Below are 18,841 nucleotides of genomic sequence, written 5' to 3' on the forward strand. Positions count from 1 at the left end.
GTCGTATTAATTTAAATTTATAGATCAAATATAGTGGAGTTCAAAACACAAAAAGGGGTGTAAAATAGACATTCTCAGCGGTTGATTTAGACAAGTCGTTTCGGTATATTTGAATAGTATCAAATAAGCGTACTATCGTTTATTCAATCTTATAAACTTTCAACATGAAACACCTAACGATCTTAGTTCCAAACAGTCAGACAGGCCCTAATACCATATCGTGCATTATTGGAACATACCATGTATTCACCGAAGCGAACCGCTATTACGATCAACTGAACAGGGAGCCTATATTTATTATAGAATTAGCAGGAGTTTCTAAACAGAGTAACTTTGTCAATGGATTATTAACGGTCATGCCACAGAAAGATATCACTGCAATTCAAAAAACAGACCTCATTATTGTACCCGCTGTCATTTCCAATTTTACTGCAATAGAAGCTGGGAATAGCGTTCTTTCAGAATGGATATTACACCATCATGCCAAAGGAGCAAATGTAGCAAGCATGTGTACCGGTGCATATCTGCTCGCATCCACGGGACTTTTAGATAACAAAAGCTGCTCTATCCATTGGAAATCAGCAGCAAACTTCCATAAGCTCTTCCCCAAAGTCAACTTAAAAACTGAACAAATTATTACCGATGAGCAGGGAATCTATACCAATGGTGGCGGTTATTCCTTCCTCAACCTCCTCCTTTACCTGGTTGAAAAGTTTTACGACAGACAGACAGCGATTTATTGCTCCAAAATATTTCAAATTGATATTGCCAGACAAACGCAATCCGATTTTATGATCTTTAATGGTCAAAAGTCACATGGCGATGAAATGGTCATGCGTGCACAGGACTATCTCGAGAATAACTTCTCAGAAAAAATCTCCATGGAGAAGTTATCTGAAAAATTCACCGTCGGACGCCGGAATTTCGACCGTAGATTTATTAAAGCGACAGGTAATACACCTGTGGAATATCTTCAACGGATAAAAGTGGAATCGGCAAAAAAGGAATTGGAAAGCTCGCGGAAAACGGTAAATGAAGTAATGTACGCTATTGGGTATACTGACGTAAAGGCTTTTCGTGAAATATTCCGCCGGTTTACGGGACTATCCCCCCTTGAATATAAAAACAAGTACAATAAAACCGCAATAAAATAGAGGCTACATGAATTTTGATCCTATTCAGTTTTCCGATCTTCCCATAATTACAACGCTAAGTCCGGAAGGATGGGGCAATATCACGATCAAAATACAACACTATATAGAAAGCCCTTTTTGTTTTCCCATAAAACTCCTGGTCGATCAGAAAATTGTCGCCATAGGTACGACCATTATCCATAGTAACGTAGCCTGGTTGGGACATATTATCGTTTCTGCCGATGAAAGAGGAAAAGGCTATGGGAAACACATCACCCAAGAACTTATTCGTATAGCAAATAGCAAAAAATGCAAGAGCATCCAACTCATTGCAACGGATATGGGCGCACCAGTTTACACAAAACTCGGCTTTAAGGAATCTTCTTCCTATCTTTTCTTTGAGGATATACAGATCACTCAGCTTGAAGAACCGGACCACAGCATACAGCACTATCAATCCCGTTATAGCGAGCAACTTTTGGCACTCGACCAGAAAACTGCTGCCGAAAATAGACGGTTCGAAATAGAACCACATTTCACGGCTGGCTTTGTCTATGTGGAGAACGAAACTGTCCGCGGCTATTATCTTCCCACTTTGGGAGAAGGTCTTATTGTCGCCAATAAACAATCCGCCGGAATGGCTTTGTTAAAACTCTATTTAAGGCAAAATTCCAAAATTGTACTACCTCAAGAGAATACAACCACAGTTTCCTTCCTATTGAACCAACGAAATCCTATAAAACGCCGGGCCAAGCGCATGTACCTGGGGGAAAATATCGATGTTCAATTTAAGTCTATCTTCAATAGAATTGGTGGAAATATTGGTTAACATCAATTCTATTCGCTATTTTCTTAGGACCGACAACAAATTTCAAGACGACATGAAGGGTTATGAAAGTTGACCAACGGCATCCTCAAGAACTTCTTTGTTATCCATAGTCGGCTGCTTTTTGCTTCGTTGGATGTAACATAAAGAAATGACTATCCCTAATGCCGCCATTACCGCACCAACCAAAGCTGGAGAAGTGTAACCATAGCCTTGATTAATAGGCACACCACCTAAAAAAGCACCCAACGCATTCGCAATATTAAAACATGCAGGCCCCAGAGAAGCAACCAACATTTCAGCATCACTCTTTACCGAATTAAGCAATAATAGGGTTAACGAAGGTACAAGCGCAAAAGTAGTGACTCCGGTTAAAAAAGTCATCACCAAGGATATCCCAACGTTGTCGGACAGGCCATAAATAGCCAGCATACATAAAATCTGAACCACCAATACGGCTACGACCACCTTTGTTGGCGAAAAAGTATCCGTCAACTTCCCGCCGATCAAATTCCCCACAAACATACCCAATCCAGCCAACACCATAATATACGGCAGGTATTTATCAGCAATCCCAGACACTTCAGTCATCAGCGGAGCAATATAACTTATCCAGGCAAACAACGCCCCTTGGGCCACTGAAAATAATAAAACCATAAACCAGACATTCACATTGCGAAAAATGCCAAAGTCCTTCCAGGGATTATTTTTAGGTGCTGCTTTCATTTTAGGCATCCACAACTTTAAGGCTAACATGGTCAAAATACCGACGACAACAATCAATAAGAAAGTATAACGCCATGAAAAATGATGCCCTATATAGGTACCCAATGGAACCCCAAATAAATTGGCAACGGTCAATCCCGAATACATCGTCGCTACCGCCTGCGCTTCTTTCCCAGGATCGGCCAATCGACTAGCAATGACAGACCCTACACCGAAGAAAGCACCATGCGGCAATCCTGAAATAAAACGCGACACCAGCAAAAGACCGTAGTCTGGAGCAATCACAGATAATCCATTAAACAGGGTAAATAATCCCATGAGGGTAATCAGGGTTTTAAGGGGCGACAACCGATTCATAGCAACTACCAATAGTGGAGCACCAATAACAACACCCAAAGCATAAGCGGTAATGAGATAACCAGCTTCCGGAATTGAAACTTGCAGGCTTTGGGCAACGTCCGGTAACATCCCCATCATACTAAATTCGGTAATACCTATCCCTAATCCCCCTAGTGCAAGTGCTGATAAACTCTTCTTCATATATAAGTAAAATTATCAATACTGCAAATTTCTATTAGAATAATAAAATAAACAAATCATTTAAATAGTAAAAGGTATCATTAAACTAATAGCATCATCTTTGTCTCAATGAAAACAGCTATATTAGCTTGTGGTAAAAACGATCGTCGCAACACATACAAACCTTAACCATGAAATTGCATCATTATATTCTTACGTTCACCTTGTACGCATGTGTACCTTTTTGGGCATTGGCACAAAAAGAGCAGACAAAAAAGCATCCAAATATTGTATATATCATGAGTGATGACCATGGTTATCAAGCGATCAGCGCTTATGGTTACGGATTAAATGAAACACCCAATATTGACAGATTAGCAAAGGAAGGTGCCATTTTCACACGTGCGACCGTGACAAATTCATTATGTGCGCCCAGTCGGGCTGTACTTTTAACGGGAAAGCACAGTTATATGAATGGGAAAATTGATAATGAGGCAAAATTCGACTGGAATCAGGACAACTTTGCCAAGATTCTTCAAAAAAATGGGTACCAAACAGCATTAATTGGTAAAATCCACATGGATGGATTGCCACAAGGATTCAACTACTCCGCGGTACTTATCGACCAGGGCGAATATTATAATCCTAACTTCATTATCAATGGTGTGAAACAACAAATGCCAGGCTATGTATCGGATCTCACCACCGATATGACCTTAGATTGGATCGCTAAAAGAGATACTAGTAAACCATTCTGTGTGCTTTATCATCAAAAAGCGCCACACCGAGAATGGCTACCTGCTTTACGGCATATTCAACAATATACATCAAAAACCTATAAAGAACCGGACAATCTATTCGACACCTACGAAGGAAGAGGAACCGCCGCAAAAACCGCGGAAATGAATATCCTTAAACACATGAACTGGGCTGGTGACAATAAGATACCGCCTACGCTAATGGATGAATTGGGACTAAAAGAATATCTATCTTGGGATAAAGCTGCCTTTAATGGAAACTTAGGAAGAATGACCGCAGCACAACGTGCAACATGGGATTCAATATACAACCCAATTATGGCAGATTTTAAGATAAAATATCCCAGCATGTCCAAAGAAGACCTGATGCGCTGGCGATATCAACGCTATATGCAAGATTACCTGGGTACCGTTGCAGCGGTAGACGATGGTGTTGGACGCCTATTGGAATTTCTGAAAGATAATAGACTTGACGAAAATACCATTGTCATTTATACCTCAGACCAAGGATTCTATCTAGGTGAACATGGTTGGTTTGATAAACGTTTTATGTATGAGGAATCGCTTCGAACTCCCTTATTGATCCGCTATCCAGCAGAAATTAAAGCTGGCCAATCCTCAAAAGCACTTGTCCAGAATCTCGATTTTGCCCCAACAATCCTAGATTATGCAGGACTTGCAATCCCGAAAGATATGCAGGGAAAATCTTTTCGTGGCCTACTCAATGGAAAAGAAAAGCAATGGCGCGATGCCGTATATTACACCTATTATGAGTATCCTTCCATTCACATGGTAAAACGACATTATGGAATTCGTACCGAAAGGTACAAACTGATCCATTTCTATTATGACAAAGATGAGTGGGAATTATACGATCTAGAAAAAGATCCACAGGAAATGCAGAATGTATACCATGTACAAGGATACCACAACGTACGTGAAGAAATGCATCATAAACTGGACGAAGCGCGAGCCTACTATAAAGATTCCGATGAGAACGACAAAAAGTTTTTACCAAAGGTGAAACACTGATTTACTGGTGTATCAAGCCAGTAAATCAGTGTTGTTAAAAATTTAAACAGGGTTGAGTTTGAAATAGCGTCTCAAAATACGTCTAACATCTCTGTTCTCGGCCTTGAAGACGATGGCTTCTCGCTTTTTCTTTTCGCTAGAAACACGCTTATTGCAGTAGCCAAATCCTTTATACCGACCGTCCAACAAGTAAACAAGGCCCTTTTCATTGGGATTACGCCCTAAAAATTCCAAAAATATTTCGCCCAGCGGAAGCTCCGAAGAGACGACAAATTCCTGCACTCTTCGATTATAGTCTTCTGGAAGCTCCTGCGCAATACAAGCCCCCTTGCAGGTCTTCAACATATACTGAAAACAATGTTTCGTATACGTCTGTAACTTGTTTATTTTTTGACACAGCTGATAAGCTTCCACTATATGAAATAATTGCTCCCGCCCCTCCTAGTAACTCGAAAAAGTCATTAACTCTTCACGTTCGGGATCAAGTGTCTCAACCTGCAAGACTTGATAACCTGACGGATTCACAGCCAGATAAAGGCCAAATCCATAGTAAGTTCGACGCTGCGCTCGATTGTAGTAGGGTTGGTGTTTTTTGATCAGGTCAGATTCATACAATAACGCAAGTAATTCATGACCGGTCAGTTCAAATCCAACTCTGCAGGCTGCTCCTTGGATTTTACGTTCCTTAAAATCTGTACTTCTAAAATGCTGCAATAACCTATTTCTAATATCGATACTCTTGCCCACATAAATTAGCGCATCATGCTTATCATAAATATAATATACGCCAACTGCTGAAGGTACTCCTTCAAGCAATCCGGCAATTTGCTCTTTCGTCATTACATAAAAATCACGCCCAAATATACTAATATATTTAGTGTTTTAGATGATGGCTAATAAAAATAGGCATACACCCACCCTTCATTTCATCCAATGAAAAGGGCGGGTGCAACTTGATGCTAAATGTCAAAATTTCATTTTCTGAATTCTTATGGCATTCAATATCGCAATCAACGATACGCCAACATCGGCAAAGACTGCCTCCCACATCGTTGCCAATCCCCCAGCGCCAAGAATCAACACGATCCCCTTAACTATGAAGGCAAGGCCTATATTCTGATAAACGACTTTTTTCGTCTCTTTTCCAATGCGAATCGCCATTGGAATTTTCGAAGGTTTATCATCTTGTATCACGACATCTGCCGTCTCGATCGTCGCATCACTGCCCAGTCCCCCCATCGCTATTCCAACATCGCTCAGTGCGACAACCGGAGCATCATTAACGCCATCCCCCACAAAAGCAACAGATTCGTTTAGTCCCTTTATTTCCCTGACTTTATTCACTTTATCTTCCGGCAGCAGATCGCCATAGGCCTGATCTATTCCAAGTTCCTTGGCAACATAGGCGACAACAGTCGTCTTGTCCCCGCTCAGCATTGTGGCTTTTACACCGAGTTTATGCAGTAGCTGTATGGTAAGCGCAGCATCCGCTTTGATGCTATCAGCAATGGTCATGAATCCTACAAATTTACCATCTAAAGCGATCGCGATGGTCGTATATACGATACTATTGGGATCGATATCATAGACTACATTAAATTTGTCCAGCAATTTAAAGTTGCCCACCAGCAACACTTTGCCATCAGCCATAGCTTTTAGTCCATGTCCAGGGATTTCTTCTATGGTATTGAGATCGACAGACTCATCGATCGGACCGACATATTCTCTAATCGCTGTTGCAACTGGATGGCTACTGTGGCTCTCTATTTTATTGACGAGCTTTAAAATCCTTGCTTCGTCGTAACCGGCCTGTAGCTTAATTTCCTGCACTTTAAAAACGCCGGCAGTCATTGTTCCGGTTTTATCCATCACGACATGGCGGATAGCTGCCATCGCATCCAAAAAATTACTGCCTTTAAAAAGTATACCATTTCTACTTGCAGCACCAATTCCACCAAAATACCCCAAAGGAATTGAAATGACGAGTGCACAGGGGCAAGAGATCACTAAAAACACGAGAGCCCTATACAACCATTCGCTAAATACATATTGATCCACAAACAAGTAAGGCAGGAGACAAATTCCAATGGCCAAAAACACGACAATTGGGGTATAAATCTTAGCAAATTTGCGAATAAACAGCTCTGTGGGTGCTTTTTGAGCCGTTGCGTTCTGTACGAGCTCGAGGATTTTGCTCAACTTGCTGTCCTGATATGCTGTTGTCACTTGAATTAGGCTCACGGTGTTCATATTAATCATTCCAGCCAGTACAACATCACCCTTCATCTTTGTATCTGGCTTGCTCTCGCCAGTCAGCGCAGCTGTATTAAATGCACCTTGCTCAGACAACAATTCACCATCAAGCCCAAGCTTTTCACCAGGTTTCAGCTGAATTATTGCTCCAATACCTGCATCGGCAGCTTTGATCACTTTGCTCTTTCCATTCTCCAAAATGGTCACCTCATCCGGACGCTGATCCAGTAGAGCCTTAATATTACTTTTAGCCCTACTTACCGCCAAGGTCTGAAACACCTCTCCTACGGCGTAAAACAACATTACCGCTACAGCCTCGGGGTATTCTTTGATCCCAAAAGCGCCTATGGTAGCAATACTCATTAACAAAAACTCCGAAAAGATTTCCCCTTTGGCTATACTCTTTAAAGCATCCCTGATAACAGGAAACCCAACCGGTAGATAAGCTAATATGTACCAGCCTGTACGGACCCAATCCTTAAACCAGGATTGTGCAATCCAATTATCCATGGCTATAGCAGCAATGAGTAAGATAAAAGAAATTAGCGCAGGTAGAAATAACTGCATCTGACTGGCCCCTGCCGTCGAGTGATCGTGACCGTCCTCATCATGGCTATGGTCATGACCTTGGCTGGAAGCCGGAGCTTTCCCAATAAGATCCTCAGCTCCAGCCTCATTATATATTTTTTCTGTCTGTGTACAACAAAGCTGCCTGCCTTGTGCATCATAACGATGTTTATGTTCCATCACTTGCTTTGATTATGTTAACAAATACGGTCAATTAATGTTCGTGCCCACCTGTATTGCTCATTTTGGCATTGATAAAAAAAGCACCCTTCACAACAATTTTTGTTCCAGCAGGCACTTCTGTAACCGGGGTAATCGCAGTATATCCCAAAGCAGATACGCCTTTTTGAATCTCAATTTTTTCAAAATTGATGTTTTTAGCCTGTTCTTCTCCATGCTGCCCGGCTTCTTGCTCATTTTTATGTGCATGTTTTGCTTCACCTTCATCGTGCGCATGCCCGTGATCGTCATGCCCCTCCTCATGCTCTTCCGGTTTCTTGTTGGTCTCCACAAAAATATAATACTTGCCGTCAGCCTCCACGATTGCGTCATTCGGAACAGCCGGAGTCCGCACATTTTTGACACCGATCATACCCGTAATGTTCATCCCATCAATCAACCCCACTTTGCTGCCCACAACCGTACTGTGTACAGCGATGGTCTTGCTGTCATTTTCAAATGAAGATCCAATTGTAAAAACTTTAGCGGTATAGGTCTTATCCGGATTGTTGGTCAGCTGAAAGTTGATGAGCTGTCCGACTTTAACCAAAGGTAGATCCTTTTCAAATACCTGCAGATCCAAATGCAACAGACTATTGTCAACAATCTCGATCACCGGAGAAGAGACATCCACATAACTCCCTATTTTCGCAAAAACATTACTAACTGTTCCATTGATAGGGCTTGTTACGGCCAGTGAAGTTCGCATATTAGACAGATTCACGCTATTGGGGTTAATACCCATCAATTGGATCTGTTGTTGCAAAGAAGCCTTTCGGGCCCTTAAACTGTTGAAGTCTGCTGTTGCGGCCTGCAGATTTTTCCGTGCGCCTGCATTGCCTTCATTGAGTTCCTGTTGCCTTGCCATTTCTTGTTCGGCCAAGGTAATCTTACTTGCCAGGGATACATATTCCTCCTGCAATTGTACAAACTGGGGGTTGGTAATCGTAGCGATCACCTGCCCCTTACGCACATTGTCCCCCAGCTGCACATTCAATGTCTTTACAACACCACCATAAAGCGCCGTCGCATTCGCTTTATTGTTATTGGGTACACTCAAAAGTCCATTAGCCTTAATGGTAGCTGTTAGTTCCTTCTCTTCAATCCCTCCAAAAACGATTCCCACAGCCTTTATTTGTGCAGCACTCAATGCCGCCACCGTAACCGGCCCTTCCTCATGCTCCGCTTCGGCTTTGGGTACTTCCTTTTCTTCCGGTTGACCTTTACGCTCCGACTCATTAGAACCGCAACCGTAAAAAACAGTAACGGCTACACATACGATAAATATCTTTATGAAAACTTTCATTGTTGCCTTATTTGTTATTGAAGTAATTATATTGAATTGCTGATTGATTATACTGATTGAGGACTTCTAAATAATTCTGGCGAATGCCAATGGCCTGACTTAAAAATTGGCTTAATTCAGCAAAATTGATCTCCCCTGTTCTATAACCCAAACTAGCTGCTTTAATAATTGCATCAGCTTGTTTTAACCCCGAAGACTCATAAAATTGCAGCAATGCACTATTCTTGTCAATTTCAGCAAGTGCATTTCCTTTATTTGTCTGGAATACCTGCGTATCATATTCCAACTTACGCTGTTGAACTTCCATTTCAGCGTTGGCAACCTTCACTTTACTTTTATAGGCGCCCAAGCTAAAGACCGGGAAGGATGCGGAGACCGAGAATCCCGATAATGGATCTTTGGCTCCCCAAACACGTTGGGAGAAAAATCGACCCGAGAACTCAGGCTTATTGGTATTTTTCTGAACACTGATGTTTGATGAAGCGATATTTACATTTTGCTGCTGTAAAACCAGTAAAGGATGCGCCGTTTCATCTGATGGACTTGCGTCCACGACAATCTTCTCCAAGGATTGATCCAATGGGAGCATCCACTCATTACGGTCTAACAACATCATCAATTGCTGTTGCTGAATAATGATATCCTTTTTGTTTTGAACAAGTTGTGCCTGCAGCTCTTTCAGCTTTGCTTCAGCCGCAATCTTATCCAGCGCAGCTACGTCACCTGTTCTAAAGCGAAGTTCAGTTGCTTTGAACATGGCGGTATAGATACTATCCAACTCCATATACAGTTTTTGGCGATCCTGAAGATACCAGAGCTGAAAATAGGCTGTCCTCACGTCTTTGGTAATCGCAGTTTTCAATACATCTGTATTTAGGTTCACATATTTTAGTTGTTCTTTAAAATACGCCTTACGCGCAGTGTAGAGTCCAGGCCAGGCAATACTTTGCGTTATACCAATTTTCAATAAGCCGGCCTTATCCGTAGGACGGTAATCTTCATTTTCTGCAAAAATCCCGGTCTTGGGAATTTCAGTCGCCGTCTTAACATTGAAACCAGCGCCCACGATTTCAGCCTGGTTGATCTGAAACTGACGATTGTTCTTCAGCGCAGTTTCTACAGCTTCTGTGACAGAAATGCGCTCCTGTCCAAACACCTGAGATCCCAAAGCCATAAATAGGAAAGCAAGTATTGTGACGATGGTCTTAGCACCTCTACTTCGTTTCATATTCAATTTAGAATTAAAAATTATATACAATAAGGGTAGCACAAACAAGGTCAGGAAAGTTGCCGTTACCAATCCGCCAATAACAACCGTTGCCAAAGGTTTCTGAACTTCAGCGCCGGCACTTGTACTTATTGCCATCGGTAAAAAGCCCAGTGAAGCCACGGTCGCAGTCATGAGTACTGGACGCAGACGAGTCAACGTACCTTCTTTAACGCGTTGAAAAATATCATCGACACCCTCTTTTTTCAACTGATTGAATGTCCCAATTAAAACGATACCATTGAGTACGGCTACGCCAAACAAGGCAATAAAACCGATACCGGCACTAATACTGAAAGGCATGCCGCGCAACATCAACGCAAATACACCCCCGATAGCACTCATTGGAATTGCAGTAAAAATAAGCGTCGCCTGCTTAAAGGAATGAAACGTGAAATACAACAGCATAAAAATAAGCAATAAGGAAACTGGCACAGCAATCAACAAGCGTGAGCTCGCCTTCTGTAAATTCTCAAACTGCCCCCCATAGGTGAAATAATACCCTGCAGGAAGTTTTACATTTGCAGCCAATTGTTGTTGGATATCTTTTACGACGGTTTGAACATCACGCCCGGCCACATTAAATCCAATCACAATTCTTCGTTTACCCGCTTCGCGGCTGATCTGGGCCGGCCCCAATTTATAATCAATGGCAGCGACCTGAGAAAGCGGAATCTGCGTACCCGTATCTGTAGGAATCATCAGATTACGCACATCATCAATGCTGTTTCGATGCGTTGTATCTAACCGGACGACCAAATCAAAGCGACGTTCATTTTCATAGATCTGTCCCGTGCTTCGACCGGCAAAAGCAGTACTCACCACGTCATTGACGTCCTGAATCGTCAAGCCATAATTTGCAATACGGGTGCGGTCATAAACGATATTGATTTGTGGGAGGCCGGATACACGCTCCACTTGTGGCGAAGTCGCCCCTTGAACGGATTGAATCTGCGCGGCAACCACATTGGCGTAAGCGGCCAGCGAATCGATGTTTTCACCGAAGATCTTTACAGCAACATCCTGACGGATACCCGTCATTAGTTCATTAAAACGCATTTGAATAGGTTGGTTTTTTTCGAAGAAGACACCCGGAATTACTTCTAGTTTCTCCAGAATAGCGCTCCCCAGTTCTTCATAAGAACGGCCCGACTTCCACTCTTTTTGAGGCTTCAATACCACCATAATATCTGTCGCTTCCGGTGGCATAGGGTCTGTTGGTACCTCAGCAGCTCCTGTTTTACCGACAACCATCTTCACCTCATCGAACTCTTTGATAATCCGGGATGCCTGCATCGAGGTTTCGATACTTTGCGAAAGTGAGCTTCCCTGGGGAAGTATGCAATGGAATGCATAATCACCTTCCTGCAATTGTGGAATAAATTCGCCTCCCATATTCTTAAAAAAGAAGGCCGACAAAGCAAAAATGGCAACGGTTAAACTCACGATTAGGTATTTAAACCGAATGGCTTTTTGTAATAAAGGCTCATAAATACGTTGCAGTCCCGCAATCATCCGGTCGCTCAACGTTTTCTTGTCGCTGTGTTTTTTCGGTAGGAACAGAGCGCACATCATGGGGATATAGGTTAACGAGAGAATCAATGCGCCGAAAATAGCAAACCCAACTGTTTGTGCCATTGGACGAAACATTTTCCCTTCAACACCCACTAATGTTAAAATTGGAATATAGACAATAAGAATAATAATCTCACCAAAGGCTGCACTGGTACGAATCTTTGAAGCAGACTCAAATACCTCATGGTCCATTTCGGCCTGGGTCAATTTCTCGGTAGACTTTCGTAAGCCTAAATGGTGTAGTGTAGCTTCCACCACAATGACGGCTCCGTCTACAATCAAACCGAAATCTATCGCGCCCAAACTCATTAAATTGGCGCTTACGCCGAAGACGTTCATCAGTCCAAGTGCAAACAGCAGCGCCAGTGGAATCGCCGACGCAACGATAAGACCTGCACGCAAGTTCCCAAGAAATAAGACCAGGACAAAAATGACGATCAGGGCACCTTCAATCAGATTTTTTTCAACGGTACTTATCGCACGCCCAACGAGGTCTGTCCGATCCAAATAAGGCTCTATAACCACATCGTCAGGTAGCGACTTTTGAATAGTCGGTAGTTTTTCTTTCACGCGGTTGACCACCTCTTTGCTGTTTTCACCCTTTAGCATCATGACGACACCTCCCACAGCATCAACCTCACCATTGTATGTCAAGGCACCATAGCGCACAGCATGACCAAAACGTACATCCGCAACATCTTTAACATAAATCGGTATTGCTCCAGATTTTCGGATGGCAATATTTCTGACATCTTCCAAGGAGGTCGCCAGCCCAATTCCCCGAATAAAGTAGGCATTCGGTTTTTTATCAATATAGGCACCACCTGTATTTTGATTGTTTTTCTCCAGGGCAGTAAATAGCTCTGGAATGGTGATATTCATCGCCTTAAGTCTATTCGGATCAACAGCTACTTCATATTGTTTGAGCTCACCACCGAAACTATTGACCTCGGCAATTCCAGATGTGCCATAGAGCTGACGGGCAACAATCCAATCTTGCATGGTGCGCAAATCTTTTGCGTTGTATTTCTTTTCGCTTCCCTTTTTGGGATGTATAATATATTGATATACTTCTCCCAGTCCAGTACTCACTGGAGCCAGCTCAGGTTTACCAATACCTTGTGGAATCTGATCCACCGCTTCTTTTAAACGCTCACCAATCAGCTGACGGGCAAAATAGATATCTACATCATCGTCAAAAACAACAGTAATGACAGAAAGTCCAAAGCGCGAAATACTCCTGATCTCCTCAATTTTGGGTACAGTTGCAATACTTTGTTCAATTGGAAAAGTAACCAATTGTTCCACTTCCTGCCCGGCAAGCGTTGGACAAGAGGTAAAGATCTGTACTTGATTATTGGTAATATCGGGAACGGCATCGATTGGCAGTTTCGTTGCACTCCATGCCCCCCATATGATAAGCAACAAGGTCATTAAACCGATAATGATCTTGTTCTTAATGCTAAATTTTATAATATGATCTAACACAATTATACGTGATTAATGCTTAAATAATAGCTCGTTAGAATAGCTCATCTTTTGTCGTAATACCATACAACAAGCGTATTCCGAGCACAAAGCTGAATAAAGAACAGCATAGCATGCTCTATCAGATTTGTTTCTAGAATTTTTACGAAAAATTAAGCATTAACCTTTGGCGGCTGCCAGATGCTCCCAAAATAACTGGAAACAATCGCTGTATTGAGGACAGGATTACGATTATCAAAATAAATTGAAACCGGGACACCATCTATTTGCGGAAATTGATACGCATAAGCCGTTATATTTCCACTACAACAATTGCAATAGCAGAAAATCGAACAAGCATCGGACGCGTCATCATTATGTTTATGAGTTTGGTTTAATTGTCTTTCCATAGCAGTCTGCTCGCAGCGATTGGTAGAATCACTGCAGGGAACAAAAGAAAGTCCCATAATATATGCTATCAATATGAAAACAATTAACCTCATGAATGCACAAATTTAAAAAAATAAATTAAAATCTCCGCTTAGTCTCAGAAATCTATTGCGATCATCACATCCTATTCTTCCTAAAAAACAATGGAACAGTTGCCCTCTATCGAACGCTTTTCTTAACCTTAAATCCACACAAAACCGCATAACCCAACAAAGAACAATCACTCGATACTAATATTAATTACAAGTAAATTATTATTCAAATAAAACGAATTGTAATTAACAGAAAAACAGCATAAAACATGTTTAAACAGCTTTAAAGCAGCAAATAATTGTATTGTAGATATTTCTCTACAAGAAAAATAAGATAATACAAATACGTCATATTAAGTAAAATGCTATTTATATAATTGCATCGATAAAAAATAATAGCAACAAAAAAAGCAATCGTATACCACATTTCAAACATAAACAGGCATACACCTGCAAAAACAGTACAACAAATAAATCAATAACTAAATCAAAAAATCAATAACAAAACAAAATGTCAATTAACATGAATCTAATCCCCCATCACCGACTGACTAACCTGTTCATGCTGGGTTGCAGTGCTTTCGCACTTAGTCTCTACTCCTGTAACAAAAGTGGAGAAAACACCGCATTGACAGGAGAAACTGTCGTTAAAGTCAATCTTTCGGGTGTAGAAGCTTACACTGAAACGGACAACAATGCTGTTCAAAAGCAAGCATCTGCAAAAGCTTCACGCACATCAATCGATGCACCTGATGTACAGGAAATGACAGTACCGCTTGAAAACGGTGGTTCTGTCGACGTGGTCCTAACAAACAATTCAGCGATCACAAAAAGCCTCGTCGCTTCGTCCACCCCCAAACTAGCGGCTGTCCAGACACAAGAGAAGCCATTGGACAAAAACGTTAAATATAAAGTTGTTGTCTATGACAACCAAGGCGCTTACGTAACGGAAAAGATTTATAGCTATGGTGAGGAAGCTACTGCTGCAGGTATCGTTCTTGACGCTGGAAAATCTTACACGTTCATTGCCTATTCGATCAATAGTACCACAGCATTACCGGGTATCAACAATCAAAATACACTGTCCACTGCCAGCTTAGACAATATAAGTGGTGATTTGATGTATTACACGGGCACATTAACGTTAAAAAGTGGTGTAAATAACTTAAATGTTGTATTAAAACACCGGTTTAGCCAAATCACCACAACATTGACCATGGATCCAAGTATGACCGGAGCTATTACTCAAATCGGGACTGCCGTATTAAAACCTAGTCATGGTAGTGCAAATTTGAAATTCTCAGACCAAACACTAACCTACAATGGCTTGAACAACGCAGGCGTGACCACGCAATTCCCGGCTTTAGGAAATGGCCTGCGTACCGTGATCAGTAACCCCTCTTTATTAATCCACCCGGCAACCAGCAATGGAACACTGATGCTCGGTAGTCTAACACTGGATGATGAGACTAAAACAAACATCACCATTCCAAATGTTAAGATCAATCCCGGACAGAAATACGATCTGAAACTCAATTTCAGAACCTGCACACAAAATGTAACCAGCAATGGCCTGGACTGGAGTTATCCGGCAACTACATCGGGAGGTAAAACGGGTATTATGAAAGATGGAAAATTCTATGCCAATGGAACGACAATCGATAGAAATTTCACTGCCCCAGCGGCAGACTATGGCTTTGTTTTCGACATTACCGAACTGGACAATGCATTTAACATGGAAGTAAATGGTGTCAAATTGGCGAAACAAGAAATTCAATTTGAAGTGGGTGCCTCTTCTGCTCAAAACATCCAGTTTGTTGATGGAAGCAAATACGCAGGCAACAATATTGAAACTGGTAAAAGAATTGATCAGGTCTACAACATGAAAGGTACAAGTGCAGCCCCATTGATCAAGCTTGTCATCAGCAGAACTGGCCAGGTTACCATGTTTGGTAGCAAAACATCCGGCGGTCCTCTATATGAACTTAAACTCGTTAATGGCAACAGCTTCAACACATTCCCTTGGAGTGCAACACAAAGCAACACCGTAAAAGTGACCCAACTTGTTGATGGACGTACAATTATCAAAGGTGTAGGTGCTGGAAAGAAGAAAATCCCTTGTCAGTAGTCACTATTAGTCAATAAATAGATCAATAATCTTAAAAATTAAATACACGCTAAGCATAACAATAGAAATTCAGCAAGGATAAAAAAGGTATTATGGAAAAGAAATTAGCATACATCGCCCCTCAAATTAGCGTAGCCACGATCGAGCTTGAACAAGGTATCGCCGCCGGTTCGGCATACGCCAGACCAGAAGACGCCAACAGCGGTAAAGTGAGCGAACAATGGGAAGTAGGTTCAACAGACAATAGAAATATCGACTGGTAAACTATTTCCAATGTGGATAAAAAGGGGCTAGCCGAATGTGGATAGCCCTTTTTTATGCTATATTATAATACACGATCGTGTCAGCACTATGTATACTCAAATCGTTATTGAACCCAAATGCAGACTGTCTGTATTACCTCCACCGTAACTCTCGATAAAAAAGATATACACCTGATAGGTCACTTCCTTTCTATGTTTTGGCATTTCAATATGTTGTTTGCCAGATAGTAAGCTACCTTTGAAGTCGTTCATGACAAGTGAATATCCGTTCCCGTTATCCGCTACATTATACAGGACCAAGAAGGAATCGTAAGTTCTGGTATTGAACTTTTCCTCCAGATAGGCGTCATATTCCCAGGTAACCTGAAGTACTTGGTTTTCTTTGTCAAAATCCATTGTGTAGGAAGTGATGGGATTGGGGCTTCCTTTGGCAATCATAAATTTCTGCCAGTCAATCAAAAAACCATTTTCTTCCTGGATAAGCGCTTCTTTCAAATTATAAGACATCGCGACATCGTATGCCCGTTTAGGATAGCTGTACGCTTTATACCCCATATTGATGATCGGTTTTAACTGGCTAATATGTGACCTCACCATTTTGAAGCGTTTTCTACTGAGCAGTTGCTCAGGACTGGGCTCCCGTTTTTTAACACGAGGGAGAGATCGTACATAATTTCCTGTTTTAGTCGACACAAATACAACAGAACCTGCTTTCCCGGAAACAGTTCCATTAACACCATTTTTAACGATTGCCATAATTGCTTGATAATGTTATAGATATTAAAGATAAACATTATCAAGGAAACATACTCATACCAAATTAGGTGAAAAAACAATTTTTATTCAATATTTGGACAGTAATTAGTCATTGTTTATTCAGTCTCCACTGAGCAAGCACTGAACAAGCACTGAACGAGCACTGAACAAGCACTGTTAAAATCGCGAATTTGGCCACCGATTGATCTCCGTTTGCTATATCGAAAACTTAATCATATTACATCAAAGCCAACTAGCTTTTATGTCAAACTATAAAACAAAAAATGTCTCCTACATTTGCTTCATACAAACATAAGAGACATTCTCTTCTTTCTATGGTGAGCCTGATTCCCACCTCAACGCTGGATCGAAAACTCGAGCTGCTACAATGGTTACAGGACAGCTTGTAGACGTTGCGGCAAATCTTCAATCTTTGAAAGACTCAATTGCTTCATAACCTGATACAAATGTGTCTTGAACATATTGATTGTATGTTCCCCACCTTCATTGCCCAATGTCCCAACGCCATACATAAATGGTCTTCCCATAAAATTGAAATCTGATCCAACCGCATGGGCGCGGGCTAGGTCAACTCCCGATCGAATACCACCATCTAACATGATTTTTATCTTATTTTTATATTCTGGGTTGCTCGCCAAATGAATCAATGAATTGATCGAAGATTCACTTGCGTCGAGCTGTCGTCCACCATGATTTGAGACAATGACTCCATCCACGCCCAATGCGATAGAAGCCTGCATATCTTCGTCGGTGGCAATCCCTTTAAGCACCAATGGCCCTTTCCAAAGATCGCGAATAGCTTTAATTTTCTCAACATCTACCTTACCGGTAAATGTTCTATTCATAAACTGTCCCAGCTGAGCTAAATCAAGACCTTTTTCCATATAAGGCTTCAATGTTGCAAAAGAAGGAATTCCATGTCTTAATGTTTCTATCCCCCAAGTCGGGCAGGCAAAAGTTTGCAAGATATTGGCGATACTCATTTTAGGTGGCATAGACAATCCGCTTTTTATCTCGCGATAACGAAGTCCAAAAGCAGGAACATCGACCAAAACTACCAATACGGGACATTCAACAGCCTGTAGACGTCGAATAATATCATCGCGCAACCTGTTTTCTGTCGGATGATAGAGCTGGAACCACGCTTTCCCATCAGATACCTCGGCAATACGTTCAATACTACTTGTTGATACAGTACTCAAAATATAAGGAACATCATTTTTTGCAGCTGCTTTTGCAAGAATCTCTGGCGCATTCGGCCACATCAATCCCTGAAGTCCAATAGGCGAAACCCCAAACGGCGCACTGTAACGGCGACCGAATAGTTCGACCGAAAGGTCTATTTCTTCACTCGCAAGCAGATATTGAGGCTTCAACAGAATATTATCAAAATCGTTTTCATTTCTGGCAAGGTTCAATTCTTCATTGGCTCCTCCGGTCAAATAATCAAATGCAAATTTGGGAATCCTTTTCTTCGCTTTAATCTTTAGATCTTCAACAGAAGGATAACGGGTATTATATATAAATTTCTGGCTCATGATTG

At 41.5% G+C, this 18,841-nt stretch carries 14 protein-coding genes; 5 read left to right on the plus strand and 9 right to left on the minus strand.

The window, feature by feature from the left end:
- Positions 1–164: 164 nt before the first annotated feature.
- Together B3H30_RS11845 and B3H30_RS11850 are read left to right on the plus strand one after the other, a co-directional pair.
- Positions 165–1,154, plus strand: coding sequence for a GlxA family transcriptional regulator (locus B3H30_RS11845; RefSeq protein WP_112374766.1), 990 nt, complete (start codon positions 165–167; stop codon positions 1,152–1,154).
- A gap of 7 nt (positions 1,155–1,161) precedes the next feature.
- On the plus strand, positions 1,162–1,962 hold the full coding sequence (locus B3H30_RS11850) for a GNAT family N-acetyltransferase (RefSeq protein WP_070564323.1): 801 nt from the start codon (positions 1,162–1,164) through the stop codon (positions 1,960–1,962).
- Between the two features lie 60 nt (positions 1,963–2,022).
- Here the strand turns inward: B3H30_RS11850 and B3H30_RS11855 are convergent, their stop codons facing one another.
- On the minus strand, positions 2,023–3,225 hold the full coding sequence (locus B3H30_RS11855; RefSeq protein WP_070564326.1) for an MFS transporter: 1,203 nt from the start codon (positions 3,223–3,225) through the stop codon (positions 2,023–2,025).
- Positions 3,226–3,395: 170 nt separating this feature from the next.
- Between B3H30_RS11855 and B3H30_RS11860 the strand changes: the two genes are divergently transcribed.
- Positions 3,396–4,994 (plus strand): sulfatase family protein, encoded by a 1,599-nt coding sequence (locus B3H30_RS11860; protein ID WP_070564330.1) that lies wholly within the window; start codon positions 3,396–3,398, stop codon positions 4,992–4,994.
- A gap of 42 nt (positions 4,995–5,036) precedes the next feature.
- Here the strand turns inward: B3H30_RS11860 and B3H30_RS11865 are convergent, their stop codons facing one another.
- From B3H30_RS11865 to B3H30_RS24865, 6 genes are all read right to left on the minus strand, one after another.
- Positions 5,037–5,339: a hypothetical protein gene (locus B3H30_RS11865; protein ID WP_286834113.1), complete on the minus strand. Its 303-nt coding sequence runs from the start codon at positions 5,337–5,339 to the stop codon at positions 5,037–5,039.
- Between the two features lie 96 nt (positions 5,340–5,435).
- Complete coding sequence (locus B3H30_RS11870; protein WP_286834115.1) at positions 5,436–5,834, minus strand: nucleotide excision repair endonuclease; 399 nt, start codon at positions 5,832–5,834, stop codon at positions 5,436–5,438.
- Positions 5,835–5,960: 126 nt separating this feature from the next.
- Positions 5,961–7,994 carry a heavy metal translocating P-type ATPase gene (locus B3H30_RS11875; RefSeq protein ID WP_070564336.1) on the minus strand — a complete coding sequence of 678 codons (2,034 nt, stop codon included), beginning with the start codon at positions 7,992–7,994 and terminating at the stop codon, positions 5,961–5,963.
- A gap of 34 nt (positions 7,995–8,028) precedes the next feature.
- Positions 8,029–9,339, minus strand: a complete 1,311-nt coding sequence (locus B3H30_RS11880) for an efflux RND transporter periplasmic adaptor subunit (protein ID WP_070564339.1) — start codon at positions 9,337–9,339, stop codon at positions 8,029–8,031.
- 7 nt (positions 9,340–9,346) lie between these two features.
- Entirely contained in the window at positions 9,347–13,669 is a 4,323-nt protein-coding gene (locus B3H30_RS11885; protein ID WP_286710286.1) for a CusA/CzcA family heavy metal efflux RND transporter, read from the minus strand.
- Positions 13,670–13,821: 152 nt separating this feature from the next.
- Positions 13,822–14,151, minus strand: a complete 330-nt coding sequence (locus tag B3H30_RS24865) for a DUF6660 family protein (RefSeq protein ID WP_368072488.1) — start codon at positions 14,149–14,151, stop codon at positions 13,822–13,824.
- A gap of 502 nt (positions 14,152–14,653) precedes the next feature.
- On the opposite strand from B3H30_RS24865, the gene B3H30_RS11890 reads away from it, so the two are divergent.
- Both B3H30_RS11890 and B3H30_RS11895 read left to right on the plus strand, forming a co-directional pair.
- Positions 14,654–16,258 carry a fimbrillin family protein gene (locus B3H30_RS11890; protein WP_139144942.1) on the plus strand — a complete coding sequence of 535 codons (1,605 nt, stop codon included), beginning with the start codon at positions 14,654–14,656 and terminating at the stop codon, positions 16,256–16,258.
- A 92-nt stretch (positions 16,259–16,350) separates the two neighbouring features.
- Positions 16,351–16,521 (plus strand): hypothetical protein, encoded by a 171-nt coding sequence (locus tag B3H30_RS11895; RefSeq protein ID WP_175441970.1) that lies wholly within the window; start codon positions 16,351–16,353, stop codon positions 16,519–16,521.
- A gap of 96 nt (positions 16,522–16,617) precedes the next feature.
- Here the strand turns inward: B3H30_RS11895 and B3H30_RS11900 are convergent, their stop codons facing one another.
- Both B3H30_RS11900 and B3H30_RS11905 read right to left on the minus strand, forming a co-directional pair.
- A complete protein-coding gene (locus B3H30_RS11900) occupies positions 16,618–17,277 on the minus strand; it encodes a DUF6266 family protein (RefSeq protein WP_070564348.1) in 660 nt (219 codons plus the stop codon).
- A gap of 392 nt (positions 17,278–17,669) precedes the next feature.
- On the minus strand, positions 17,670–18,836 hold the full coding sequence (locus tag B3H30_RS11905) for an alpha-hydroxy acid oxidase (protein WP_286834117.1): 1,167 nt from the start codon (positions 18,834–18,836) through the stop codon (positions 17,670–17,672).
- Positions 18,837–18,841: the final 5 nt, after the last annotated feature.

The organism is Sphingobacterium sp. UBA7038, from assembly GCF_002494055.1.
GTDB lineage: Bacteria > Bacteroidota > Bacteroidia > Sphingobacteriales > Sphingobacteriaceae > Sphingobacterium > Sphingobacterium multivorum.